We start from the raw sequence: 17548 nt of genomic DNA on the forward strand, positions 1-17548 counted from the left end.
ATCCAATCTAAAATCCCGGATGGCATATCAAAATATAAAAATTCTTCGGGCATTTTACATAATGAGACAATAACGCCTTTTTAAGCCCCTACCTTTGTAATTTATTTGTCGCGTAGCCTTTCCAGAGGCATCTGGTAGCAACTTTCCTTGCTTTTTCAGCATAGAGATCGCCAAGTCATAAGAAACTAAGAGGTTTTCTTTAAAGAAAGACGCCTTTACCGCCAGTACTTTTATTTTACTATCATCCTTCTTATTTTTGAATTCATATTTAATAACATTTTTATCGTTTAAATCGTTGGAATCCAAGTTTTCGTAACAAGGTTGGAAAGTTGCATTTTTTAATTCAAACTCCAATCTCTCGCTAAAAAAATCATTTAAAACAGAGCCATCGCTAACTGCTTTCATATAGCAAAAAGCGATTGCCTCCATGATTACATCATCACCAAATGGAAATATTTTAAATTTTGCAGCAAGACTTCCAGCGGCGAAAGAAAATGCAAAACGCTTAGCTATTCGCTTTTCCAGACCATTATTACCGTCAACTTTCATAGCATTTAAAAAACGCTGCATTCGTTCCTCAAGCAGTGCAGTAACTACAGACTTATCTTTCCTAAGAAGTTTTTTGACAAACAGTGGTCCAGCAATTCCATGATAAAGTCCGCATGCCTCAATGATACTTTCAGCATACGTGCTTGGAGATAGATCATCAGGTATAGTTCTGAAAAGCCCCATCCCGTAGCCGCTGTCTGCCGGAACATCCACCAGACGTGCCTTTTCTCCATTTTTCCTGTTCTGACCACCCTCAAGTGCGTGCTGTTCCATTGCACTTTCGCCATTACTGACCACAGTAAGCCGCCATTCTGCTTTGTTTGATTGATAGCTACCTGAACGCGCTTTTCCGTGGCCGGATGCCAATGCATAAACAAGCTTTTGCCTTTTTTGCGCAGAATCCTTAGCACTTGTATCAATCATAACAAGTTCGTCCAGCAGAACTAAGGAATGATTGCGGGATTCAGCTAACTCTTCAAATGCAGCTTCTGTTGTATTCCAGTCACTAACATATTCGCTTCCACCATAAACAGAAGCTGCAACCATTACAGCTGTGCTTTTTCCTTTAGAACTATCACCATATATGTGGAAACCTCCTGATTCTATATTTATATAAAAGGTACAAAAACCGGCAATGGAGCTACATAATGACAACATAATCTGAGGGCTATGAATAGCAGCGGTTGCAACATTATCTTGCCATTCCACCAGACGACCTTTACGATGCCAGTCATTTTTAAATGATTTGGTTTCGGGGTAAGGTCTCGGTGATAACCCCTCATAATTACCTATAATTTTTCCATTTCCTGTTGCATAACATAATTCGCCTTTTTGCTCGTAAAAACCAGGACGAATTAGCAGCGGAACAGAGATATTTGGGGTACGCTTTATCTCATCAAATACTTCGTTCATTTCTTTCACGTCGAGATCCGCAGCAAGCCCGTTATTGAGTAATACCTCTATAAGTTTTCGCTTATCATAAACCAACCGCGAAGGAATTAAAATTGTCCGAAATTTATTACTATAACAATTTTTAACCTTCACTATACGATAGGAATGTATATTAGATTTCATTTCAGAAAGCGCAATCAACCGCACAGGTAAATTCTTTCTTACCGTCATTATCATATCCTAATTATTTTTGGGGAAAACACGCCAATCACCAAATCACTTTTGATGATGGCTATTTCTAATTACATTGCCAGGTTAGATAAAAACTAAACAGTGTTATGCGTATAATAGGCTCAGCTCATGCTCCCGATGCGTCTAACCAGCGAGTTAGTGGCATCAACTTGATATCTTCTTCCGCATAGCCTGGACATTTACCCCAAATGTGAGTTGTCCATCGCTCATGCGATCAAGCTTCACAAGTGATTTGGCAAAAATACGCTCATCGCTTATACGTATTGGGTTACGGCGTTTCTTCACCTCCTTTTCTTCGTTACGAAACCATACGTGCTCCATCCATATTCCTGATATGCAGTAACTCAATGCTCGAACTGGGTTATCAATACGATCTTTCCTGAAAGGTCGATTCTTGCGTCCATTACGAGCATGCAGATTTTTACCCCTCAGCATGTAGTGATGCAGCCTCTCAATTTTTTCTGGTTCATTGGGAACCAATAGATGGAAATGTGGCATCCAGTGACTCGTTTCTGGAGCGTGGCTATAGTTGTGGTAGTCCATTTCGAAACCACCAATAACTGGCAAGCTAAATCCGATACGAGAAATAGCCTTACGATAACGCTCTTTCATCGCATCGAAATCCCAGCCTAATAATTTATTATTTGGTACCATATCTACGTAAGAAATAAGCGTTACAGCAACATACTCATCCTGATGCTCTTCGATATAAGATTGCCATCCAGGAATATGAATTAATCGACGAATATGCTGACAAATACTGCATGCCATACTTCCGCATGGCTCTTCCGGAGAACAACTTTCCAGTTTGTCAGCCAGTTGTTGGCAAACTTTCTTGTCAAGTTTCCGGCCAGCTGAACGTAACGTACCCACGCGTATTGCATTTTCTTTTAGAGCATCTTCTTTCGTTTCGAAGTTCGGCATTACCTCACGGATCTTCTTTGCCAGCTTTTCCAGTTCTGGGCGGAAGGCCATTTGGGTTGTAAGATTACGTGGATAATTCCTGTATGTTTTCATTTAAACTTCACCTCATTGACAGGTTTACGACTGGCGATCCAGTCTTCAATCTCTTCTTCAAGCCAACCGACTCCGCGTCCTTCGGGTGATAATAGAACCTGGGATGGGAAGTATCCTTTAGCCATCAAGCGATAAAGTGACGATCTTGATATGCTGCAACGGTGCAAGACATCGTGAATTTTCAACAAGCGTTTTATTGCCATGCTTCCTCCTGAAATCTGATAGGAAGATCCTACGGCATGGTTTTGAGGCTCTCTTGGAATTAAAAAGAAAAGAATTTCAAACCTTTCCATTAGCAATCGTTTGCCTCTTTAATGCGCGAATTATCGGCCCTAAAAAGCATCAATGTTTTGTGATTTACATCACATAATATCGAGTATTTTTTTCTTCCAACTTCTTGGTGGGCGATGCAGAGTATTCATTAACGAAAAAACGGATACGATCATCTACAGAAAGGATATGTTACATGCAGGAACAAGATTTAATCCCAATTTACCCTAAGATTGGAGCAGATTCTCTACGAAAGCTGCAATTTATCGCTTCTGTGCTTTATCCGGAATGGGCCAGAGAAGGGAACAAGAGCGGAGACCCATTAAACCAGACATTAAGTTATTGCATTGAAGCCACTTACAATATTCTGGAGAAATCGCGTGCGATGCCCCCTATCTATGATGCTTTGCCGCCACCGAAAACGGTTAAAGCACAAAAGCTATATGATATATTTCAACGAATTACGACAATGAAGGACAAAGGCAAATCTCTTACAGAGATCGTTGCTTATTTAAATCAAGCTGGTTATCCCACTCCTGATGATCTGTATTCAACAAAACCGTTGACCGCTATTAATTTCAAAATATCGCGTTGGGAAAAAAGAGATGTCCGCATGCTATTTGCGGATGGGTCACAGCCTGGCGAACTTCTAAGACAATATTTAGATAAGTTGAACAAACGATCCCAGAGAAAAAGAGCGCCAGGAGTCCGTAGCAGTCGTTAGAACGGCCAGGACAACTAGCTCAAAAAGCGAAGAACACGTGCGAATCCCTTGGGGGACAAGGAATGACTGTAGTTTGAGTTTTCTTGGCATTTGATAGTCTCCCATACGCCATTTCATATCCATCGCTTCGTTGCTACTATTTTTAGATCTATGAATACATGGTGGAAGCGCTATGGATACTGCTTTACTTGCGTCTCTTGATGGTGAAGGAAAGAAAAAGCTGGAGCGGGCAATCGTAACGCTACAGGGTGATGTGAATGCTGCTTCGGGCGTATTGTATGTTGATCCAAAGCTCAGACTTGAGTACTCACGTCGCATCAAAGCCATGTCTGACGATCTCTATGCCAAAGCTTCACGCGGGATCATTAGCTGGGAAAAAGCCGCAGAGGAAGCAAACCAGACGCGCAACCTTCTGATGGAGCTCATCCGCTACCGAAGCACACCTGTTGGCAAAGCACTGGCGCAAAAAATGAAGGCGCAGGGCAAGACGCTCAATAAGCTGATAGCCTATAAAACAAAGGCGTTGTACGGCGACAAAGTTAACTTTAATAATCTTTCTGTTTCACAGAAAAACGCGGTTTACAGCGCCGTGGTGCAATCGGCTGGTAAATCCAACCTCGAAGTAAATATCAAAATGCAGCGTTTGTCAGGTGCCGGACGTGGATTGATATTCCTTTCTCTTGCAGTAGCTGTCTACCAAATCTATGAAGCTGAGGATAGAGTGCTTGAGACTCAACGGCAGCTTGCCATCAGTAGCGCCGGGATTGCAGGTGCGTGGGGAGGAGGAGCGCTGGCGGGACTGATGTGTGGTCCTGGCGCACCTGTTTGCGTTGTTATTGGTGCTTTTGTTGGCGGTGCGATTGCCGCATGGGAAATCAGCGGATTCTGGGACTAACTATGTTTAAGCAGCTCGACAACGTAACACTTATGCTCAGGGAAGAACCTACACCGACATCAATGGGAAAATATGAAGTCCTGATTGCTGGAAAAGGTACGGGCATTATGGTTCCAGTACAGGTGATAGAAGCTGCTGTTCAGGTTGATGATAAACGCCTGCTGTTATTTCTTACCGATGACGTTCCCTATGAAGAAGCACTTAAAATCGCACTGCTCGACCTGAAAGAGGGTGTGAAAGAGATACTGACGTTGGGTGGCGCATATCTGACAGGATCGTTTACGGACCTGAACATACAACCTAATGCAGTTGAATTCAGCTTTATTGGCGATACAACATGGCGGGTTGAAATACCAGCGATGCCCTTTATGAAACTCCCGTTCATCGGCGATCCACGGGGCGTTTCGCGTCCACCGGCATTGAAGCATTACATCAAAATCACCGCCAGTCCTGCACCTGCTCGCTTCGACGGTAGCCGCTAATTATTGAGTAAGAGAAGGGAATGTTCTAGTAGCACTGAATCCGTCGGCTGGCTCTGACTTTTACCTTATCCCCACGGCAGTCATAGCGGGTAGTCGTGGATATGTCGCTATGCCCTGCCAGCTGGCGTACGGTGTTAATATCCACGCCTTGCTCTAACAAGCGCGTAATGAAGGTGCGCCGCATGTCGTGAGGAGTAAAACGCGCCATGCCTGCATCATGCTGTAACTGCGCCAGGATGCCGGTTAAACCGGTCGTTGTCAGCGGCTGGCTGGCGACCCTGCCGTTGCGCTGAATGCGGTTAAACAATGCATCCCCGGCCTCTTTTGCGCCACTGGCTTTAATCCATGCGCGGATGGCTTTATCTACCGCTGCCGCAACGTGTATCTCCCGGTATTTACGCCCCTTCCCCTGCCTCACTGTAAGAATGCCATTGTCATAGTCCCGACGTTCAAGGCTGACCAGTTCCCCGGCCCGCAAACCCGCACCGCAAAGGGTCATTACAATGGCGGCATCACGACAACATCGGATACGTTGCGGATGCCGTTTAGCGGCCTGAACGAGTGCACGAACCTCCTCCCGGCGGAGTGCCCTTCCCTTACGCTGGTTATCTCCGCTGACGCGCTTGACTGCCTGGATACGGGCAAGCGTGTCTGCCTCCAGGCAATTGAGGTTAAAGGCTGTCTGCGCAATGCCCCGGAGTGCTGACAACGCCATGTTGACCGACGACACGGCGTAACCGTCATCCAGCAACGCCGCACGTACTTTAGCGACAGCGGCGAAGCTAAGCTGCTCCCAGGGGTAACTGGCAGCATCCGCACCGCGTTTGAGTATGCTGGCGCTGCGGTTTAACAGGCTGGTGATACCCCGCCGTCCCGACGGGGCAAGACCGCTGATATAGGCGTCCATCACGGTGGTTTCCACCACCGTCGCGACCTGACGCAGCGCAGCCCTGCTCATGCGTTTAACCTGCTATAACATGTATTAAACCAGGTAACTGTCTGCATCAGACCAGCCCTCGCTCAGCCAGTGACACCGTCTCCGTCCCGGCCACAATAAAGTGGTCCAGCAACCGTACATCCAGCATTTGCAATAGCTCCTGCAGCCGCTTAGTTATCTGGATATCGCACTTGCTGGGTTCTGCCTCACCGCTGGGGTGGTTATGCACAAGGATGACAGCAGCAGCGTTATGCCTGAGTACCCGCTTGATTACCTCCCGGGGATAAACGCTGACCGTGTTTAACGAGCCCCGGAACAGCATTTCCCGATGCAGAAACTGGTGCTGGTTATCGAGCAGGATGATGCCAAACTCCTCATGCTCCAGCAGGGCCATTTCATACATTACGCACCGCCTTACATCATCAGGGGAGCAAAGCTGAACGCCACGCTGGTAGCACCGGCTGATAATGTCGCGGGCCTGGTCCAGGATGCGGGTTTCACGCAGGGTAAACGTCGTCATGTTCAGAACTCCCGTTCGATGAAGTAAATGGCTTCGGGAAACAACTGGCGGCGGGCCGCGCCAGCACGTAAGGAGAAGGCCTTACGGGGCATGGAGGTTCGCCCGTTGCTGTCAAAGAACCAGAGCGTTTCTTCGTCCATTCTGGTGAGAAGGGACCAGTGAAACTGGTCGCTGAGCATAATCAGACGGGAGTAGTCTGTTACCGCCAGAAACCGCCTCATTTCACTGAAAACCCGCCCTTCCACAAGACCGCGACTTCCTTCGAAAGGTTTGCTGATTTGGACCGGAAACTGGCGGTGATAGTGGCCTTTCAGGAGTACCTGTGCAATCAGCCAGTCGAGCCGGTTTTCATCTACCCCTTCGGTCAGCCATTCATGCAAAGGCCAGCGTTGCTGATAGGCCTGAAGAAGCCGGTTCATGAGTGGTTTTCGCTTCACCCGACCGTCATACAGCCAGCTCAGCATATTCACCACACAGTACGCGCCGCAAAGACAGTCAAGCTCTCCCTGTACAGACGCGTGTATCCCTCTGTTAGCAGTCACAGATAATATCTCCATCAATCATTAGCTGTCAGTGTGGCGGGATTAGCTTTCCCACATAACGGTGAGGGTGTAGATATTCAGGAAGTGGTAATGAACGAAGTTTCTCTGCCAGAGTGCAAAAATGTCGCGCCCTTCCCCCGGGGGTAAATCACCGGCACAGGACAGGAAGACATAGCGCTGGCTCCAGCTGATATCGATTTCCTTTTCGAGCTCCGGATCTGTCCCCATATATGTAAAGTCAGTGATGTAATCGAAATACCATTCATCGTTGCGGGAAATAAGCCTTATTTCGACCGGATGAAACCCACCATTCTCAGCGCTGTAATTGATATCTTTGAACAGCAATGTAACAGCACGAACATTCGGTTTAACTGGCGGTTTTTTACTGAGTTCAGCCAGTATGATATTAATAAGCTCCTGACTTACGGGCATGGACAGCCCTTCCTGACGGATAATATTCATTGTATTTATTCCGGTAAATATGCGTTTGGGTTGATGACATAAATACTAATTAAACCTAACCCATACTGAATTTTCAGACGATGGAAGTCCTCCCGCCAGAAGGGATATGAAATGAAAAGCTAAGTTGGCTATTAGTTTATGCATCAGTTACTGAATAATATGACACTATCCAGTAATGACATTTTACCAGGAATATACTTCTAAAGCAAATAATTTCACATAGAAATTAATTTTAAATTTATTTTATGAATTCATCTAAAAACAGGAGGAGGCTTTTCCTTTTGCCGTAATCCAATTTGTTCCAGACTTGATCGAGGCGTTGTTTTAATTCTTTATCAAGCCCAGATAGATAGTCAGACGGGATATTAGAAGCATTCAGATCATCCATGCAATCAATAAAGAACCAACTTATTGGTGTCTTTAGAGACACTGCAATTTTCACTAAATGCGCAACATTGATCTTATTCGTTCCTCGTTCATAGCGGGAAAGTTGCTGTTGAGATATATCGATAATTTCTGCAAGTTCAGCTGCGGTTAACCCGGCTTCTTTACGTCTGCTCTGAATACGCTGTCCTACCAGCTTATCAGCTGAATCTGAAACCAGTTTAACCATCATTTATTCTCCCGTCCGTCCATAAGCGGAAGTTTGGGTCTTTTTTACTCTTGCATGAACATCAATAATGACCTTAAAATCCAGTAAATACTCATTTATAGACAAAACAAGACTAAGACTGACGAGCTGAGTGACCAGCAGATAAGCCTTAGAACAAAGGTGGACAGAAAGGGGAACATTGTGGCAACCACCATTACTGAGATAACGGATTGCTTTGAGTACTTTTTCAGCTCCCTTTACCGGCGTGAATTTGTCAAAACACTGCGTCTGAATGAATGCAGCGAGCGGGAATTACTGCCATTAGTACGTTGCTATTTACTGGGTTGGTTTGCGGATAACGTCTCGCCAGAAGTCAAAAGCAGACTACCAGGAACGGTATCCGGTCATGGTTTCATTGATTTTGTGATTGACGATGTGGCCGTTGAGTTTGCAGTCCGTAAGCCAACAGCAGCTCGTTCCAATGTCTCCGCAACCGTAAACAGCACGGAAGTGAAGAAACTGATGAAGCACGATGGTAAAGCCCTGCTTGTACTGTTTGATTTCTCTGACACACCCTATTCAGAAGAGCAGATCGAATCTTTCCGAAACTGGCCCTCCCTGGGTCGGGGGAATCACCGTAAATCAGCTTTCAACGTTGTGTATTTCTTTGTGGAAAAACGCAGGCCGCTGGCACTGGGGAAAATCACCAAAAACATCCGTATCACTTAGCAGGGAATTAAATAATGAACAGAAAACTGTTGGCCTTATTGATGGCAGCCATAACGCTACCTGTCGCAGCAGAGCAGTACGTAAAACCCGGAGCGGTTCTAACCGTGCATCCGGGAAAGGGCAATGCTGAATTCAGCATTAATGCCTCAACGGGGGATGGTTCGGGCGTATGCAATATGGAGGGGACAGCACAGCAAATAGCTGCCGGAGAAAGCCAGAAGCGTCGCTGGGTCTGGAATGACAATTCCAGCCAGTGTGTTGCAGTAATTAGTGCACTGAAAAACGGTAAGGCCAGCGTTATGACTCGTGGTTGCGAGGGATACTGCGGGGCTTCTGCGGCAGGCGCAATGGATGGTCTATTTAATAAGAAGTAAAAAGTGTCTTAATTAGCGAAGGAATCTTACATGAAAAGAACAATGCTTCTGGTTTTAATAGCTACTGGTTTGCTGGCTGGCTGCGGCGAGAAAACGCCAAAATGCAGTAGTGATGATGCAAAAAATCTGGTTGTGGACATTGCCAGAAAAACAATCGAGAAGGGCATGACACTGGATAAGGATGTACGAATTACAGTAGAAAATGTCAGAACAATAAGCCATGAATCAGGGCTTGATGTTTATCAGTGTGCGGCTGATTTAACGTTCACAAAACCTGATCTGAAAGATTCACTGCCAATCACCTACCGGATTCAGAAAACTGATGAAGGTAAAGGCCAGTTCTATATAAATGTATCTGGTTTATAATTATATTAGCGACTTTTAAAATCCCTCTTGGGTGGCATAAGTAATATGCAAACCCAAAAGGCGACTCTACTAACAGTAGATTTAACCATTTCATTATTATTTTTCAACCACCCGCTCCAATAATAGAATAAGAAAATGGCACCACAGATAACTCTCTGCATTGCTAATGCCTAACATATATAACATAAGCATAATTAAAAAACTTTCGTGGTAGGTTAAAACTCCGCCATGTATAATGCCAAATTTCATTGAACTCATTAGAATAAATCATTACAGAAAAGCAATCAATAAGCCTCGAATAACTTAATACCTTATTAATTAAAAAAAATAAATTTAAATAAAAAAAATTCATATCAGAATACAGTAAGCCTGTGATAAGATTACAAACAATTATTAAGAATGCAAAGGCCTTTGGATTATGCTTAAAGAAACACCGGAGAAACATTTAATACAAAAATTTTCTTTACCCACATCGAAATTAGTTGTAGCTATTATGTTACCTGATGGCACTATTTCCCTCGACTCATCCCAATCGTATGACTTATGGAACAACGGCGGTTTGCTCGACCGAGACCCTAAATTACTTACAGTGCAACATGGCATGGATTTGCTGCAATTATTAACTAATGAACTGGGTTTGGTCTCCGTTGACGAAAAAGGTTTTCTTCAACATCGTATAGTTCTAGAGCTTGATCCACATAAAACGACCATGAGGATATTAGGAAAAATAGCGGAAGCTCTTATCGTTGATGAATGTAATAAAGATAGTATAAAAAACACAAAATGGGCAAATGCAGCGAGACGTTATATCTCCCCTCAAAAATCTTATGATAAATATAAAGCCTTAGGCACTGGACTTAAATATACTCAATTAAACCACCCACAAAAATACAATCCTGGAGACACTCAGCGAGATATTATTTGGATTGATAAGGATGATGAAAAATCCCAGTTAATGATGTCCATTTCCGGAAACCAATTAAGTGGAATCCAAGCGGGCTTACAAATAAAGGTTAGCTATGGTGATTATGTTAAGCCATCTACTCTAGCAAAATATGAAATTCCAGTAGTGTACTTTGACTTAAAAGATAATTTCATGAGCTTAGTAATGAAAACAAATTCTTCCAATATAGATTCTACAAATGGATTGGATTATCATCGGGGCCGGAATATATCATTAGAAATACATGAAAAACTTAAGGATTATTACCACCTTATTTTTCGTATTATTTCTGGAAAAACCGATATAAACACACTTGCCCATAATAAAGAGGTGTTAGAGGCATTTATTAAAGATCAAAAAGAGATTGCAGGCAAGCAAATAGTTACACTTTAGCCGCGCGATAAACACGCATAGATATAGGCCTTGACCTCCCCCCAGTATTAAACACAATAGTCAGTTAGTAATGTCGGTTTGTTTACCTTCATTTTTTGCATTTCGCCAGCCCGCTGCAAACTCCGCTGGCGTCAGATAATTTAGTGAGGAACGAGGCCGACACTCGTTATAGTTCTGCCGCCAGTCGTTAATGATTTTTCTGGCGTGAACAATATCGCTGAACCAGTGCTCATTCAGACACTCATCCCGAAACCGACCATTAAAGCTTTCGATAAACCCGTTCTGTGTCGGCTTGCTCGGCTGAATAAGCCGAAGCTCAACGCCATGCTCAAAGGCCCACTGGTGCAGTGCCCTGCAGGTAAACTCCGGCCCCTGGTCAGTTCTTATCGTAGCCGGATAGCCGCGAAACAGCGCAATACTGTCCAGAATACGTGTGACCTGAGTGCCTGATATACCGAAAGCGGCGGTAAAACGTGGCGTCTGATATTGCGTCCTTACGGCAGAGCTCACCGACAGAAACTCCGGCTTCGGCCTCGCGGAGGATACTGATGATCTGTTCGTCGGAAAAACGCTTCTTCATAGGGTTGCCCTCACGTTGCTGATGAAGACATTACTGACATCGTGGTGTGTTAATCAATGAGGAGCAGGTCAAGTCGCCTGCGAAGGAAACAGATATTTGTCGGAAGTAAGGCGTAGAACCTTGAGAAAGTCGATAGCCTGATCGGATAACTGGGCGTAGGAAGGGCTCGGCTCTTGTGTTGGTTTCTCGCAAATGAGCAAATGAATAGTCCCTTTTTCAAGAGCGGCGGTAAACCTTATAAATGATCGGTGGACTGACCAACTTAATGGGTCAGTCCATACAGCCACAGCAGCTAGCTGCTGACAGAGTATCCATTTAGCTGCGCCAACACATGTTCTATGTCACGGCTGTCCGTCGCTATTTGAAAATAATAATTTTCTTGGAAGTGAAAAATGTCTCTAAGCGTGGTGCCAATTTGTAGATCAATTTCCTTTGTAGGTAACATTGTTCTTATGATGAATTGGCTGCGTTCTGCGATGATGCTGAATTCAGGCCACCCCTCAGTCTGAAGGCAGTTCAGTCTGATATAAGGGCAGAAGGCAGTACCGACTGCGGTCATATAAGTTATATTTAAATTGTTAAAAGCTTGCAATTTATTCCTAAGTTTCTGATAAAGGCAGAATGTGAGCAACTCGGCATGTTCACCATTAAGTTGACTGCGCTTTAGTATGTAAATCCTCTCGTTAGATTCAAGGCGAAGGGCTCGAGCTTCACAAAACTTGATGACTGCCGGAGTACCGACAATCAATCGTCGCCAGTCCTCACTCTGGGGCGCACTAGAAATGACATCTTCTAATTGATTCGACAAGTCAATATGTGGATTCATTCGGTCCCACAGATTTTTCAGCAAACCGCGTTTTCCCTCAGAGCGTAAGAATCGCTTCCAGCTGGCTTCATCATCTGCACGATCAACTAAGAAGGACTGATTTTTTCCCTTTGGCAGCAAGCAGTCCCCCAAACTCAACAGAGCCCGCAGCCAATAGTACGCACCTAATTCCTTTAAGCCAACATTCGAAAAGGTAGCATGAGCCCAGCTCCAGTAGTGCTCAAAGGTATGCTGGAGTTCAAGATGTTGATCAGCGGTCCAGTCACAGGGAGCTACCATTTTAAACTGGTCCGCAACACCTGAGTACTCTATTAGGAAGTCAATTTGTCCAGTAAAGTATCCATGCACCTCTGCTGTTTGGATAAGAGGCCCCCACCCTTCATGGGCTAATATCAATGCACACTTGATGCGCTCCTCGTTAATTTGAAGCCTATTGAAGCCATCCACAGAGTTGTCAGGATTCGCTAGATACTCCTGAATATTATCTGCATGAATCAAAAGTGCATTTACACTTTCAACGCTACGCCGGAAATCATCTACCCGGTTATAGGTAGTATTCACTGACAGATTCTTGATAACTCTCATCCAGTGATGAAATGCCTCTGGCCCAGGCTTACCCTTATGTTTGTGGAGATAGCCCACATAGGCCGCGAACTGCACCGCTTCGCTATAGCTTAGGGAGGTGAAGTACGGACTAATAATTTTTCCTAGTATGGATGACTCATTAAAGAACTGATCGTTTAGCAACCCCGTGTACAATCTATTTTTTTCTGCTTGTAACGTATCCAGCAAATAAATAAGCGACATAGAAAAACGCTCATCAAGCCAATCTTGGTAGTGATAGTCTTGGAATGACAATGTGCTATATAGATTGCGCAACAGCTCGGTATCTTTATTGAATGCTTCTCCCCCAGAGTCTCGAGTTACCAAAGCCACCACCCTAAACATGCGAAGGAAAGCTTGATCAAATAGGTTGCTTTCTTTGTCACGAAATTGCCAGAATAAGTCCCCCCAATGCGTGTCCAGTTGGATGGACACGTATTCATGGATGGGGAATGAGCTGTCACCAATATAAAATCTGCGATCTACAAACTTAGTTTTAAGCAACTGCTCATAACGAGCCTTGAAGTTCTCGAACTCAGTGAGAGGCTTTCCCCGGGCATTCATCTTGATGTAAAGGTCATCCGAGAGGCCAAAGTCATGCAGACCTAGGAGTTGAAATGTGACAGCTGGACGAGCTTCGTCTACCAGTCTAGTGAATAAGTTCGAATGGGTTGCAAAGCGCTCATGGATGGCGTCCATCATGCCTTGAACAGACTGGATAGAGGGGTCGCGAAGCCAGCTTCGGAAAAACCAAGGTTGATCGCATACAATGTCCGCAAGCGAAACCACCTCGTCCACAGCTTCGGTTGGACGATACACCACCAACTGGTCAAAAAAGTCATTACTACTAGGCCGAACTCCGTAGCGGAAACGAGACTTTCCCTCTGCCACGAACAATGCTGTAAATACTTCCCAGGCGCTATCGCGCCATGCCAAATACCAATGAAGCAGAAACAAGGTGGTCAAACGCTGCTGCCCGTCCAAAGGGAGGAACTGTGTCTTTCCTTGGTATTCTTCAACACTGCCATAAATAAAGTCTAAATTTAGCGGCAAGCTGACGTCATGAGCGGGCTTGAGCAGAGCATCTTCCAGTGCGGCAAGGAAAGTATCACGAACCTCTCGCTCATCAGGTCGGCCTTGGGCGTAGTCACGCTGAATAATCGGGATTTGGATATGTATATGCTGTTGCAGCAGCTGAATGTAGGTGATTTGTTGGCCTAGGCTCATTGAATTTCCCTTTTGCTGCCGCAGATAAAGTGGGTGAGTGTATCCAGCATAGCTATTTCGTAAGCTTCTCGGTCATGCTCAGCCCAGAACAGGGCATTGCCCACCTGGGGGCTGTAGCATTTCAGGAAAATGTTGCGGGTGCACAGCGGCACAAAGATACCCGCCTGATCCAGGGATAGTAATCTCTGGCGCTTTACCGCAAACACGGCATTGCCGTAACTGCGATTGGTATGTTCATCCAGCAGAGTCAGATTGCACAAACCATGCTCTTCCTCCCACTCCCCCGCTTCGGAAAAAAACTCCAGCACTCTGTCATATAGTTTGTCAAACACTTCAGGAAGCTTAGAGGCTGCTTGTTCAACTAAATTGATCCGAATCTCTTCGTATAAAGCATTATTCGAGCCTTGCGTAGCCAGAAATCTAAGGCAATGTTCCAGCCAGGTCCTTTGCGCGTCCGTACGGCCAGGCCTGTCATCGCTAACGGAGCGAATATGCTCGATATCCCAGCACTGGGTCTTGAAACTGTCGAACTGGAAACGCAGATTTGAGCGCACATCTTGCAACAAGGTTGCGAGGTTGAATAGAAGCAGCCAAGCACGAATGCGGCCGTGACTCGACTTACGATCGTAGCTGAGTCCATCCATATGTGTAGATAGGCGCTCTCGTACAACCTCCTCGCTCACAGGAACAGACAGCTCATCACCTGTAACGAGGTGGAAGATCTTACGACGCAAAGTCAGTTCGAAACTGCTCTTAGTCGTGCCTTGCGCCAGTTTACGGATATCATTGATTCCGACACGTTGATGAACCAGAAAACCCACCATATGGAAGAGCCTACGATCCTCAAACCATTCTTCTAACTGCAGGAAGCTGGACTTAATGCGTGCCCACTCGTCATTAACGCTGGCACCGGATGCCTTGAGCCGCCCATTGACATGATGAAATGTTGCATAGGTGTCATACTGCCATAAGTGCGATAAACCGTCTTCTTGCGCGACCAGTTCAAACAATAGGCCAATGCGGTTCTGGGCAGGAGCTGGCTTGTTGCTTATGAAGTACCAAAAAGCATCATTTTGGAGGGCTTTTTCCAGCTGGTCCCATTCGTAGGCTATGCGTAACTGAGCGCTTGTGGGATCAGCACTGGCACCGGTGCTTCGACGCAGAAACAGCGCGCGGATAAGTTCGTCTGATGTTAGCGGTATCTTACCTACATTAAGCCTAGTGAAAGCCTCAACCGGATGATCTCCTTCTGCCAACTCGAACCAGATGAGCTTGACCTGGTTTATTATCGCAGCCTTGATCGTTTCCACCTCACTCTCGTGTCGAGCAAACCAGTCCTCTATGGTCTGCATAGCTAGATAAAGATGAAAATAGTCAGCGTTAGTCTCCGCCAGTTCAGTGGAAGGCTCTTCTAAAAAGGCCGGCAGTTTGGGGCGAGTTTCATAATCCAGCTTATAGAGTGGCTGACGGAAGCGCTCGGCCAAACGTTCGTTAAAGTGACGAAGGATCAACAATAGTGTGGTCAGCCGTTGCTGACCATCTACTACCTCCCAGTCCCCTTGTAGCCGCGATTTTATTACTAAGGGCTGTAAGCAGTAGAACTCCTGAGGCTGAGGGTTGGGTCGCTGAGTGAACTCGTGGATGTCATCCAAAAGCTGTGTTATCTGGAACGAAGACCAACGGTACCCTCTCTGATAGGCTGGGATGAAAAAGCGTTGGGGCTGTCCATCTGCAAGGAAAGTGCGTAGTTCATGAACGGTTTTCAATTGAATTTGTTGTGTCGCCATATCAAACGGGACCTCTAAGGCAATAGTTTTTGGCTAATGTTTTACTCTCTACTAGCTCGAATTTTTATAGTCACATAAGAGCGCACCCAAATGCTCAAAAACAAGGATTCATCGACTGTTTAGAATTAACCTATTAAAGTCGGAAAAGTATTATTTCAAGGTGCAGTTTAAATTTTAACTTTGTCTAAATAATCAGCCCACACCTGCAACCACTTCCGGCACTCAGCATCATACTTATACAAGTTATAAATCCCCTCAACACCACCGCGCGTATGCCCCAATATGGCCTCGGCCACCTCATTTGGACATTGCAAACGTGATAGTCCTGTCCGCACAGTACGACGCAGATCATGAGGCGTCCAGTGAGGTATATCAAGCATTTGACCGCTTTCACGTAAACGCCATGAGTTTTCAGTCAGGTATTTCTGCTGGATAGGCTTTTTAGTCGCCTGCGAAGGAAACAGATATTTGTCAGAGGTAAGGCGTAAAACTTTGAGAAAGTCGATTGCCTGATCAGATAACTGTACGTAGCGCTCTACCCCTGTTTTGGTTTCTCGCAGATGGATAGTGCCTTTTTCAAGATCAACATCCTTCCATGCCATATTGCAGACTTCACCGGTACGACACCCGGTCCAGAGAGTCAGACGTAACACGTTTTTGATCGTTGGCGTATAAGCAGAGCCCGGAAGCCAATTAAGGAATTTAGCAAGCTCATCCTCACTCAGTACTCGTGTTCCACGTCCATTTGTGAGCTTGATTCTGGTCTGTCGTAAGCTGGATTTTGCTAACAACGCTGGATTCGCAAAACTGTCATCAAAGCGCCCAAGGCCAATAGCAAATTCATATGCGAGTGAAAGTTCCCTCAGTACATTTCCTGCCTGTACGGTTGCACCTCGAGCTACAATGCCATTGATTAAATTAATGACATCCTGGCGCGTAATCTCAGCAGCATTCCGGGTTCCTAAGCTTTTAACGGCATCACCATAGAGAGTACGACGTACCTCGGCCTGCCCTTTCGGCTTTCTCGCACCGGGAATGATCTTCCCGTCCTTCGTTTTACGATCCTCAATACGCTCGGTAAGATACAGTTCAACTAATCCCTGCACAGTTAATTCAGGTACTTTGGCCTGTTCAGCCTCGATTGCACGAAGCTGCTTTTCCTGCTTGAGTTCTGATGCAGGACACCGACCTTCCTGACGAAGCAGCTTCAATTCGTTGAGTTTAAGACGTGCAGCGGCGAGAGAAGTCTGCGGAAAGTTGCCAATTTTGACCTGAGCAAGTTTTCCAGTCACAGGGCTCGTGTAGCGGTAGAAAAAAGACTTAACACCAGTAGCACCACAGGAGACACGTAAACCACGATTTTCGCCAATATCAGCTTTATCTTTGTCACCCGGCTTCATCATTTCTATCGCTTTAAACGACAGTGGCTTTGCCTCTTGTTTTCCTGCCATAAAGACTCCGTTATCATGCTCCCTACGCATTTATGAAACAAAATGTAGGTTGTGCTGTAAGTAGCCATATTTTACCAGGCTATAGGTTGGCAAGCTACACTTTAACCTACATTTAAATGTAGGTTTTCATGAGATC

The 17548-nt window shown here is 45.3% G+C and carries 18 protein-coding genes and 3 pseudogenes; 7 read left to right on the forward strand and 14 right to left on the reverse strand.

The features are described 5' to 3' along the window. Positions 1 to 54: 54 nt before the first annotated feature. The 3 genes from ACVWZ0_RS17575 to ACVWZ0_RS17585 form a co-directional block, all read right to left on the reverse strand. Positions 55 to 1671, reverse strand: coding sequence for a DUF927 domain-containing protein (locus ACVWZ0_RS17575; RefSeq protein WP_253458932.1), 1617 nt, complete (start codon positions 1669 to 1671; stop codon positions 55 to 57). A gap of 165 nt (positions 1672 to 1836) precedes the next feature. Continuing rightward, the gene (locus ACVWZ0_RS17580) at positions 1837 to 2709 is read right to left on the reverse strand and encodes a hypothetical protein (protein WP_131824856.1); all 873 of its coding nucleotides are present in this window, start codon (positions 2707 to 2709) and stop codon (positions 1837 to 1839) included. Then, on the reverse strand, positions 2706 to 3002 hold the full coding sequence (locus ACVWZ0_RS17585) for a helix-turn-helix transcriptional regulator (protein WP_235607504.1): 297 nt from the start codon (positions 3000 to 3002) through the stop codon (positions 2706 to 2708). Before ACVWZ0_RS17585 ends, ACVWZ0_RS17580 begins: the two co-directional genes overlap by 4 nt. Before the next feature lie 173 nt (positions 3003 to 3175). Here ACVWZ0_RS17585 and ACVWZ0_RS17590 point away from each other — a divergent pair, with 173 nt between their 5' ends. From ACVWZ0_RS17590 to ACVWZ0_RS17600, 3 genes are all read left to right on the forward strand, one after another. Further along, complete coding sequence (locus tag ACVWZ0_RS17590; protein ID WP_075184073.1) at positions 3176 to 3703, forward strand: hypothetical protein; 528 nt, start codon at positions 3176 to 3178, stop codon at positions 3701 to 3703. A gap of 172 nt (positions 3704 to 3875) precedes the next feature. Next, positions 3876 to 4598 (forward strand): hypothetical protein, encoded by a 723-nt coding sequence (locus tag ACVWZ0_RS17595; protein ID WP_253458930.1) that lies wholly within the window; start codon positions 3876 to 3878, stop codon positions 4596 to 4598. A 2-nt stretch (positions 4599 to 4600) separates the two neighbouring features. Further along, positions 4601 to 5080, forward strand: coding sequence for a hypothetical protein (locus ACVWZ0_RS17600; protein WP_045509460.1), 480 nt, complete (start codon positions 4601 to 4603; stop codon positions 5078 to 5080). Between the two features lie 25 nt (positions 5081 to 5105). On the opposite strand, the gene ACVWZ0_RS17605 is transcribed toward ACVWZ0_RS17600, so the two are convergent. The 5 genes from ACVWZ0_RS17605 to ACVWZ0_RS17625 all read right to left on the reverse strand — a co-directional run bounded on the left by ACVWZ0_RS17605 (position 5106) and on the right by ACVWZ0_RS17625 (position 8154). Next, positions 5106 to 6038 carry a tyrosine-type recombinase/integrase gene (locus ACVWZ0_RS17605; protein ID WP_253458927.1) on the reverse strand — a complete coding sequence of 311 codons (933 nt, stop codon included), beginning with the start codon at positions 6036 to 6038 and terminating at the stop codon, positions 5106 to 5108. Positions 6039 to 6084: 46 nt separating this feature from the next. After that, complete coding sequence (gene radC, locus ACVWZ0_RS17610; RefSeq protein ID WP_253458924.1) at positions 6085 to 6537, reverse strand: RadC family protein; 453 nt, start codon at positions 6535 to 6537, stop codon at positions 6085 to 6087. Positions 6538 to 6539: 2 nt separating this feature from the next. Then, complete coding sequence (locus ACVWZ0_RS17615; protein ID WP_253458921.1) at positions 6540 to 7001, reverse strand: hypothetical protein; 462 nt, start codon at positions 6999 to 7001, stop codon at positions 6540 to 6542. 120 nt (positions 7002 to 7121) lie between these two features. Next, positions 7122 to 7541 (reverse strand): DUF2787 family protein, encoded by a 420-nt coding sequence (locus ACVWZ0_RS17620; RefSeq protein ID WP_253458918.1) that lies wholly within the window; start codon positions 7539 to 7541, stop codon positions 7122 to 7124. Positions 7542 to 7779: 238 nt separating this feature from the next. Next, positions 7780 to 8154 carry a helix-turn-helix domain-containing protein gene (locus ACVWZ0_RS17625; protein ID WP_253461233.1) on the reverse strand — a complete coding sequence of 125 codons (375 nt, stop codon included), beginning with the start codon at positions 8152 to 8154 and terminating at the stop codon, positions 7780 to 7782. Between the two features lie 180 nt (positions 8155 to 8334). Here ACVWZ0_RS17625 and ACVWZ0_RS17630 point away from each other — a divergent pair, with 180 nt between their 5' ends. The 4 genes from ACVWZ0_RS17630 to ACVWZ0_RS17645 all read left to right on the forward strand — a co-directional run bounded on the left by ACVWZ0_RS17630 (position 8335) and on the right by ACVWZ0_RS17645 (position 10938). Continuing rightward, complete coding sequence (locus ACVWZ0_RS17630) at positions 8335 to 8862, forward strand: hypothetical protein (RefSeq protein WP_253458915.1); 528 nt, start codon at positions 8335 to 8337, stop codon at positions 8860 to 8862. Positions 8863 to 8876: 14 nt separating this feature from the next. Next, complete coding sequence (locus tag ACVWZ0_RS17635) at positions 8877 to 9236, forward strand: acyl-CoA dehydrogenase (protein ID WP_253458912.1); 360 nt, start codon at positions 8877 to 8879, stop codon at positions 9234 to 9236. Positions 9237 to 9266: 30 nt separating this feature from the next. Then, complete coding sequence (locus ACVWZ0_RS17640) at positions 9267 to 9602, forward strand: hypothetical protein (protein WP_253458910.1); 336 nt, start codon at positions 9267 to 9269, stop codon at positions 9600 to 9602. 418 nt (positions 9603 to 10020) lie between these two features. Continuing rightward, positions 10021 to 10938: a hypothetical protein gene (locus ACVWZ0_RS17645; RefSeq protein ID WP_253458907.1), complete on the forward strand. Its 918-nt coding sequence runs from the start codon at positions 10021 to 10023 to the stop codon at positions 10936 to 10938. Between the two features lie 60 nt (positions 10939 to 10998). Here the strand turns inward: ACVWZ0_RS17645 and ACVWZ0_RS17650 are convergent. The 6 genes and pseudogenes from ACVWZ0_RS17650 to ACVWZ0_RS17675 form a co-directional block, all read right to left on the reverse strand. Then, a pseudogene (locus ACVWZ0_RS17650) lies at positions 10999 to 11406 on the reverse strand (integrase core domain-containing protein); the annotation flags it as partial. Continuing rightward, a pseudogene (locus ACVWZ0_RS17655) lies at positions 11405 to 11518 on the reverse strand (transposase); the annotation flags it as partial. The pseudogenes ACVWZ0_RS17655 and ACVWZ0_RS17650, both read right to left, overlap by 2 nt. A 71-nt stretch (positions 11519 to 11589) precedes the next feature. Further along, a pseudogene (locus ACVWZ0_RS17660) lies at positions 11590 to 11739 on the reverse strand (tyrosine-type recombinase/integrase); the annotation flags it as partial. A 71-nt stretch (positions 11740 to 11810) separates the two neighbouring features. Next, a complete protein-coding gene (locus ACVWZ0_RS17665) occupies positions 11811 to 14174 on the reverse strand; it encodes a DUF262 domain-containing protein (RefSeq protein ID WP_253458905.1) in 2364 nt (787 codons plus the stop codon). Then, positions 14171 to 15961 carry a DUF262 domain-containing protein gene (locus ACVWZ0_RS17670; protein WP_253458902.1) on the reverse strand — a complete coding sequence of 597 codons (1791 nt, stop codon included), beginning with the start codon at positions 15959 to 15961 and terminating at the stop codon, positions 14171 to 14173. Before ACVWZ0_RS17670 ends, ACVWZ0_RS17665 begins: the two co-directional genes overlap by 4 nt. Positions 15962 to 16128: 167 nt before the next feature. Beyond that, positions 16129 to 17412 (reverse strand): tyrosine-type recombinase/integrase, encoded by a 1284-nt coding sequence (locus ACVWZ0_RS17675; protein WP_208789803.1) that lies wholly within the window; start codon positions 17410 to 17412, stop codon positions 16129 to 16131. Positions 17413 to 17548 lie beyond the last annotated feature (136 nt).

Source organism: Erwinia sp. TECH1 (assembly GCF_054057575.1).

What these genes read in the sequence shown, in the direction of transcription:
- ACVWZ0_RS17645 (WP_253458907.1), top strand. Translation starts at nt 10,021, where the DNA reads ATGCTTAAAGAAACACCGGAGAAACATTTAATACAAAAATTTTCTTTA.
- ACVWZ0_RS17590 (WP_075184073.1), top strand. Translation starts at nt 3,176, where the DNA reads ATGCAGGAACAAGATTTAATCCCAATTTACCCTAAGATTGGAGCAGAT.
- ACVWZ0_RS17585 (WP_235607504.1), bottom strand. Translation starts at nt 3,002, where the DNA reads ATGGAAAGGTTTGAAATTCTTTTCTTTTTAATTCCAAGAGAGCCTCAA.
- ACVWZ0_RS17625 (WP_253461233.1), bottom strand. Translation starts at nt 8,154, where the DNA reads ATGGTTAAACTGGTTTCAGATTCAGCTGATAAGCTGGTAGGACAGCGT.
- ACVWZ0_RS17580 (WP_131824856.1), bottom strand. Translation starts at nt 2,709, where the DNA reads ATGAAAACATACAGGAATTATCCACGTAATCTTACAACCCAAATGGCC.
- ACVWZ0_RS17665 (WP_253458905.1), bottom strand. Translation starts at nt 14,174, where the DNA reads ATGAGCCTAGGCCAACAAATCACCTACATTCAGCTGCTGCAACAGCAT.
- ACVWZ0_RS17595 (WP_253458930.1), top strand. Translation starts at nt 3,876, where the DNA reads ATGGATACTGCTTTACTTGCGTCTCTTGATGGTGAAGGAAAGAAAAAG.
- ACVWZ0_RS17600 (WP_045509460.1), top strand. Translation starts at nt 4,601, where the DNA reads ATGTTTAAGCAGCTCGACAACGTAACACTTATGCTCAGGGAAGAACCT.
- ACVWZ0_RS17575 (WP_253458932.1), bottom strand. Translation starts at nt 1,671, where the DNA reads ATGACGGTAAGAAAGAATTTACCTGTGCGGTTGATTGCGCTTTCTGAA.
- ACVWZ0_RS17635 (WP_253458912.1), top strand. Translation starts at nt 8,877, where the DNA reads ATGAACAGAAAACTGTTGGCCTTATTGATGGCAGCCATAACGCTACCT.
- radC (WP_253458924.1), bottom strand. Translation starts at nt 6,537, where the DNA reads ATGACGACGTTTACCCTGCGTGAAACCCGCATCCTGGACCAGGCCCGC.
- ACVWZ0_RS17615 (WP_253458921.1), bottom strand. Translation starts at nt 7,001, where the DNA reads ATGCTGAGCTGGCTGTATGACGGTCGGGTGAAGCGAAAACCACTCATG.
- ACVWZ0_RS17620 (WP_253458918.1), bottom strand. Translation starts at nt 7,541, where the DNA reads ATGAATATTATCCGTCAGGAAGGGCTGTCCATGCCCGTAAGTCAGGAG.
- ACVWZ0_RS17640 (WP_253458910.1), top strand. Translation starts at nt 9,267, where the DNA reads ATGAAAAGAACAATGCTTCTGGTTTTAATAGCTACTGGTTTGCTGGCT.
- ACVWZ0_RS17670 (WP_253458902.1), bottom strand. Translation starts at nt 15,961, where the DNA reads ATGGCGACACAACAAATTCAATTGAAAACCGTTCATGAACTACGCACT.
- ACVWZ0_RS17605 (WP_253458927.1), bottom strand. Translation starts at nt 6,038, where the DNA reads ATGAGCAGGGCTGCGCTGCGTCAGGTCGCGACGGTGGTGGAAACCACC.
- ACVWZ0_RS17675 (WP_208789803.1), bottom strand. Translation starts at nt 17,412, where the DNA reads ATGGCAGGAAAACAAGAGGCAAAGCCACTGTCGTTTAAAGCGATAGAA.